Origin of the sequence: Cellulomonas biazotea (assembly GCF_004306155.1) — a bacterium.
Taxonomy (GTDB): domain Bacteria; phylum Actinomycetota; class Actinomycetes; order Actinomycetales; family Cellulomonadaceae; genus Cellulomonas; species Cellulomonas biazotea.
Map to the genome: position 1 here is coordinate 1 of NZ_BIMR01000200.1, position 5,640 is coordinate 5,640.

A 5,640-nucleotide genomic window follows, 5' to 3' on the forward strand; every position below is an offset into this window, starting at 1 on the left:
CGCGGGTCCTGCCCCGGGGGGCGGGCCGTCGGCGGCGTGCGGGGCAGCGGCCGGTCCGGCGGGGTCGCCGTGCGCGCCGGTCGCGTCCGGGCCGGCAGGTCCGCCGGCAGAGGGGTACGTGTCCATGTCTCGATCCTGCTCGCCGGGGGTGGGGTCGCGGCATCGGGTGCTCCCCTGAGCCGACCCTGATCCTTGCGCCGCGCGGCCCTGACCGGGGCGCCGACGGTCCCTGATCGTGCCCTGAACGTCACCGGATCGGCCGGGGATCGGCACCGTGCGGGGTCCGGGACGTGTGACGATCGGTGCGTGACGTCCGCACCCGCCCCGCTGCGACCCGGACCCGGCGCGACCGCGCCGCGGGCCCGGCTGCCGCTGCGCCGTCCCGCGCGGGGCCGCTGGTTCGCGGGGGTCGCGGTCGGCCTGGCGGCGCACCTCGACGTCCCGGTCGGGCTGGTGCGCTTCGCGTTCCTGCTCCTGGTGCCCGTCGCGGGCGTCGGTCCGGCGCTGTACGTGTTCTGGTGGCTGACGGTCCCGACGGGCGACCCGGCGGCGGCCGCGCAGGATCTGCGCCCGACGGCGCTGACCCGGCTCGCGCGCCGCCAGCACGACGCGGACCCGGCCCGCCGGCTGCCGCTGTCGACGATCGTCACGGGCGCGCTGCTCGTGGTCGGCGCGGTGGCGCTCGTCGCGGTCCGGCGGGGGGCGGACCTGAACGTCGACTGGCTGCTGCCGGCCCTCGTGCTCCTCGCGGGTCTGGGGCTCGCGTGGAGCCAGCTCGACCACGCCCCGCGCGAGCGCTGGCGCACCGAGACGGGCCGCCCGTCGGTCGGGGTGCTGCGGCTGCTGGGCGGGGTCGTCCTCGCGGGTGTCGGCGGGCTGCTGCTGGTCGGGCAGCTCAGCGGCGGCGGCGTCGAGCCTGCGGCGTTCGTGCAGGCCGTCGTCGCGGCGGTCGCGGTCCTGGCAGGCGTGGCCCTCGTGCTGGCGCCGTGGTGGCTGCGGCTGGTCCGCGAGCTCGGCGACGAGCGGGCGGCGCGGGCGCGCGAGTCGGAGCGCGCGGACATCGCGGCGCACCTGCACGACTCGGTGCTGCAGACCCTGGCCCTGATCCGGGCCCGCGCCGACGACGGCGCCGAGGTGGCCCGGATGGCGCGCGCCCAGGAGCGCGAGCTGCGGGAGTGGATGTACGACGAGCGCCCGGCGCCCGGCACGTCCCTGGCGGCGGCGCTCAAGGACGTCGTCGCGGAGGTCGAGGACTCGCGCTCGGGCCCTACGGGGGACCCGGTCGCGATCGACGCGGTCGTCGTCGGCGACATGGTGCCGGACGCCGACACGGAGGCGCTGGTGCAGGCGGCGCGTGAGGCGCTCGTCAACGCCGTCGTGCACGGCCGCCCGCCGGTGTCGCTGTACCTGGAGGTGCGGCCCGACGCGGTCGAGGTGTTCGTGCGAGACCGCGGCGACGGGTTCGACGTGGACGCGATCGGCCCCGACCGGTTCGGGGTGCGGGAGTCGATCATGGGGCGGGTGCGCCGCCGCGGTGGCACCGCGGAGGTCAGGAGCCGGTCGGGTCGGGGCACCGAGGTGCGGCTGGTGGTGCCGGTGCGGACCACGCCCGGGACGGACGAGGGAGGGGAGCGGTCATGAGCGTGACCGACACGACGGGCCCGACGGGGGCCGTGGACGTGGTGCTGGTCGACGACCACCACCTGTTCCGCACGGGGGTGAAGGCGTCCCTCGACTCGGGCGTGCGCGTGGTCGGCGAGGCCGACGACGTCGAGTCGGCGGTCCGGGTGGTGCACGAGCTGCAGCCCCCGGTGGTGCTGCTCGACGTGCACCTGCCGGGCGGCGACGGCGGCGGCGGCGCGGAGGTGATCCGTCGCTGCACGGACCTGCAGGCCACGACCCGGTTCCTCGCGCTGTCGGTGTCGGACGCGGCGGAGGATGTCGTCGCGGTGATCCGGGCGGGTGCGCGCGGGTACGTGACGAAGGCGATCGACGGCCCGGACCTGTCGGACGCGGTGCGCCGCGTCGCGGGCAACGACGCGGTCTTCTCGCCCCGGCTCGCGGGGTTCGTCCTCGACGCGTTCGGCGCGGCGGCGGGCGACGTGGCGACGGGCGACGACGAGCTGGACCGGCTGTCGGCGCGCGAGCGTGAGGTCATGCGGCTCATCGCGCGCGGGTACACCTACCGCGAGGTCGCCACGGAGCTGTTCATCTCGGTGAAGACGGTCGAGACGCACGTCTCGGCGGTGCTCCGCAAGCTGCAGCTGTCGAGCCGGCACGAGCTGACGCGCTGGGCGGCGGCGCGACGCCTGCTGTGACCAGATCGATCTGACGCGGCGTCAGAATCGGGCCGCGGCTCGACTAGGCTCGCCGCATGGAAACCCTCCAGCACCTGCTCCTCCTCCTGCACCTGCTCGGCTGGGCGATCGTCTTCGGCGGCACGCTCGTCACCCTGCGCGACACCCGGCTGCCCAAGGGCGCGCTGCACGGGATCCTCACCGCGCTCGTCACCGGCATCCTCATGGTCGGCCTGGCGTCGGCGAGCGACGAGCTGCGCGACCCGAACAACGTGAAGGTCGCGGTCAAGCTCGTCGTCGCGCTGGTCGTCACCGGCCTCGTCGTCTACGGCACGCGCCGCCCCGAGAAGGTCACGCGCGGCCTGCTCGGCGCGGTCCTCGGCCTCACGGTGGTCAACGTCGCCATCGCGGTCCTCTGGCGCTGACGCGCCCGACCGCCGGGTCCGGACGTCCGGGCCCGGCGGCGCGACACGCGTCCGCTGACGCGCCCCGCGCGGCGGCCGGCCGGACCGGTCGCTAGGGTCTGCCGCCATGGGTGCAGCGGGAGAGGTGCTCGTCGGGGTCGTCGTCCTCGTCGGGCTGTTCGGCGTCGTCGTCCAGGTGCTGCCCGGTGGGCTCCTGGTCGCCGGCGCCGTCGTCGTCTGGGGCGTCGTCACCGGCGGCGCCGCGGGCTGGACGGTGGTCACCGTCGCGGTCCTCGCGACCGTGCTCGCGGGCGTCGGCAAGTACCTGCTCGCGGGGCGGCACCTGCAGCGCAAGGGAGTGCCGGGCTCGACGCTCGTCTGGGGCGGGCTGCTCGGCGTCGTGGGGTTCTTCGTCATCCCGGTCGTCGGCCTGGTCGTGGGCTTCGTCGTCGGTACCTACGCGGCCGAGTGGGTCCGGCTGCGCGCGCACGACCCCGCCTGGAAGGCCACCGTCGCGGCGCTGCAGGCCACGGGCGTCACGATCCTCGTCGAGCTCGCGGGCGCGCTCGTGTGCACGGGCGCGTGGGTCGTCGGGCTCGCGGTGACCTGACGCCACGGTTCGTTCGTCACACGTTCGTGTGACCTGCAGGGATGTCGGTCGTGAGACCCAGTCGTGACAACCTTCACCAACTTTGCTGCGCGGCGTGACGAGCCGCTACTGTGCGCCCGCACCGGAACGGACATTCGTCGCGTCCGGGGCACGACGGGGCGAATCGCGCCCCCGTCGTTCTCAGGGTGGACTGCAGAGAGGCAGAACCTCATGAAGCTTGGAAGGGTCGTCGGTGCGCTCGCCGTGACCGTCGCGTTCGTCGGGGTCGGCATCGCCCCGGCCAGTGCCTACACGTGCAACTCCGGGATGATGTGTCTCTGGAAGGACCGGAGCTACTCGGGCACGATCATCGGCCGGTCCGGCACCGTCGGCAGCCTCGGCGGCACGGCGCTCGACAACGCGGCCTCCTCCGCCGCGACCAACGGCAAGTCGTGCCGCAAGACGTGGTGGGCGGGCGGCTACACCAACCCGACGTGGGACGCGTACGGCTTCGCGCTGTGGAGCGAGCAGCTCACGGGCTCCAACTACCGCGACCCGAACCTGTCCAACGGCGCCGGCTTCTACGAGGACGCGCCCCGCGGCTACAACCAGAACATGGAGGACTACATCAGCAGCTGGCAGTTCATCGACTGCTGAGTCGTGCTGTGTGGCGGGCGGCTCCGGCGGCCCGCCACACGGTCGAACGTCGTCCGCCCGCGGGTCCGAGGAGAGATTCCAGGTGTCAAAGTTCGTGAGCGTCGTCGCCGGCGCCCTGGTGACGACCGTCCTCGTCGCCGGCTGCAGCAGTCCCGACGAGGGCGCCGACGCGAGGGCGCAGTCCGCGATCGACGTCTCGGTGACGCTCGACGAGGAGAACGGCACGATCGTGCTCCCGTACGACCGCTTCATCCCGGACAGGGTCGACGCGTCGCTCCTGCAGACGGCGCAGCAGGTCGTCGCGACGCTGTGCGCGCGCGAGCAGGGCGTCGGCTTCATGACCGGCCGGTTCGTCGAGATCCCCACCTACCGGTCGGAGCCCTTCTACGGCCCGTGGACCCTCGCGCAGGCCGAGCGCTACGGGTTCGTCTCGCCGTTCCTCACCGACGCCGACCTGCGGGCCAACGGCATCGTCCCCGAGGACTACGGGTCGCCCTCGCTGCTCAACAACGCCGAGGTCGCCGCCGTCAACGAGAAGCTGACGGACGAGGACCGCGCGGTCGTCGAGGAGTGCTACCGCTCGCCCGAGCGGGCCGAGTTCACCGTCAAGGGCGGCGGCGGACCGTGGGACGACGAGCTCCGGCAGGCCGAGGAGCCCATCCTCGCGGGCGAGACCCTCACCGAGCCGCTCGACGAGCTCTACGCGTGCTACCGCGAGCGCGGCCTCGAGCCGGACACGGCCCGGCCCGGCCTCGTCGTCGGCGCCGACCCCGGCCGGATCGACGAGGAGCAGGTCGCGCTCGCGGTCCAGACCGTCGAGTGCAAGCAGGAGACCGACTTCACCCGCCGTGTCGCCGACGCGCTGGCGGCGGCGCAGGCCGAGGTGCTGCTCGACTACGCCGACGAGGTCGTCGCGCAGGGCGAGGAGCTGCAGCGCGCGCTCGACGCCGCCCAGCGGTACGTCGCGGCCCACCCCGAGGCGTTCGAGCCCCCCGCATGACGCGGCCGTCGCGGCGCGGCCCGGCGGTCTGGATCACCGCGCTGTGCGTGCTCTCAGCCGTCGTCATCGCCGCGTCGTTCCTCGCGGGCACCCTCGTGGAGTCGCCCTGGGAGGAGGCCGTCGCCAACGCCGAGCGGGTCCCGGCGGTCACCGCGCAGGTCACACAGCGCTCCGTCGCGCGCGACGTCGTCGCGGTGCAGGGCACGTACTCCGCGGGGACGGTCGACGAGGTCCGCGTCGCCGGCGAGGACCTCGCGGGCGTCGTCACGGCGCAGAAGCGGCAGCCGGGCGAGAGCGTCGTCTCCGGGGACGTGCTCGGCGAGGTGTCGGGGCGACCCGTCGTCGGCCTCTCCCTGACCTTCCGGCTGTACCGCGACATCGCCCCCGGCGACACCGGTCCCGACGTCGAGCAGCTGCAGCAGGCGCTGGCCGCACTCGGCCTCTTCGAGGGGCAGCCGGACGGCGAGTACGGCCGGCGGACCGTGACGGCCGTCGACGCCCTCTACCGCCGGGTCGGCTACCGACCACCGCCGACCGCGCCCGACCTGGCGCAGGCGGTCGACGCCGCCGAGAAGGAGCGCGAGACGGCGGTGCGCGCGCGGGACGCCGCCGTCGCCGAGCGGGACCGGGCGGCTGCGGCCGCGGCTGCCGCTGCGGCGCGTGACGCCGCCTCCGGTGCGCCCGAGGCGGGTG

At 74.8% G+C, this 5,640-nt stretch carries 7 protein-coding genes; all 7 read left to right on the plus strand.

The annotated features are described in order from the left end of the window. Window positions 1-306: 306 nt before the first annotated feature. Entirely contained in the window at window positions 307-1,641 is a 1,335-nt protein-coding gene (locus tag CBZ_RS12940) for an ATP-binding protein (RefSeq protein ID WP_130781942.1), read from the plus strand. Further along, on the plus strand, window positions 1,638-2,318 hold the full coding sequence (locus CBZ_RS12945) for a response regulator (protein WP_130781943.1): 681 nt from the start codon (window positions 1,638-1,640) through the stop codon (window positions 2,316-2,318). The genes CBZ_RS12940 and CBZ_RS12945 overlap by 4 nt, the downstream gene beginning before the upstream one ends. 56 nt (window positions 2,319-2,374) lie before the next feature. Beyond that, window positions 2,375-2,722: a hypothetical protein gene (locus CBZ_RS12950; RefSeq protein ID WP_130781944.1), complete on the plus strand. Its 348-nt coding sequence runs from the start codon at window positions 2,375-2,377 to the stop codon at window positions 2,720-2,722. A 106-nt stretch (window positions 2,723-2,828) separates the two neighbouring features. Further along, window positions 2,829-3,311, plus strand: a complete 483-nt coding sequence (locus CBZ_RS12955) for a DUF456 domain-containing protein (RefSeq protein WP_130781945.1) — start codon at window positions 2,829-2,831, stop codon at window positions 3,309-3,311. A 210-nt stretch (window positions 3,312-3,521) separates the two neighbouring features. Then, window positions 3,522-3,947 carry a peptidase inhibitor family I36 protein gene (locus CBZ_RS12960; protein WP_130781946.1) on the plus strand — a complete coding sequence of 142 codons (426 nt, stop codon included), beginning with the start codon at window positions 3,522-3,524 and terminating at the stop codon, window positions 3,945-3,947. A gap of 94 nt (window positions 3,948-4,041) precedes the next feature. Next, window positions 4,042-4,947 carry a hypothetical protein gene (locus CBZ_RS12965; RefSeq protein ID WP_130781947.1) on the plus strand — a complete coding sequence of 302 codons (906 nt, stop codon included), beginning with the start codon at window positions 4,042-4,044 and terminating at the stop codon, window positions 4,945-4,947. Next, a partial coding sequence (locus tag CBZ_RS12970) for a peptidoglycan-binding domain-containing protein (protein ID WP_130781948.1) occupies window positions 4,944-5,640 on the plus strand: 697 nt, incomplete at its 3' end. The genes CBZ_RS12965 and CBZ_RS12970, both read left to right, overlap by 4 nt.

Coding starts and splice junctions, on each gene's coding strand:
- CBZ_RS12945 (WP_130781943.1), top strand. CDS start 1,638: ATGAGCGTGACCGACACGACGGGCCCGACGGGGGCCGTGGACGTGGTG.
- CBZ_RS12950 (WP_130781944.1), top strand. CDS start 2,375: ATGGAAACCCTCCAGCACCTGCTCCTCCTCCTGCACCTGCTCGGCTGG.
- CBZ_RS12955 (WP_130781945.1), top strand. CDS start 2,829: ATGGGTGCAGCGGGAGAGGTGCTCGTCGGGGTCGTCGTCCTCGTCGGG.
- CBZ_RS12960 (WP_130781946.1), top strand. CDS start 3,522: ATGAAGCTTGGAAGGGTCGTCGGTGCGCTCGCCGTGACCGTCGCGTTC.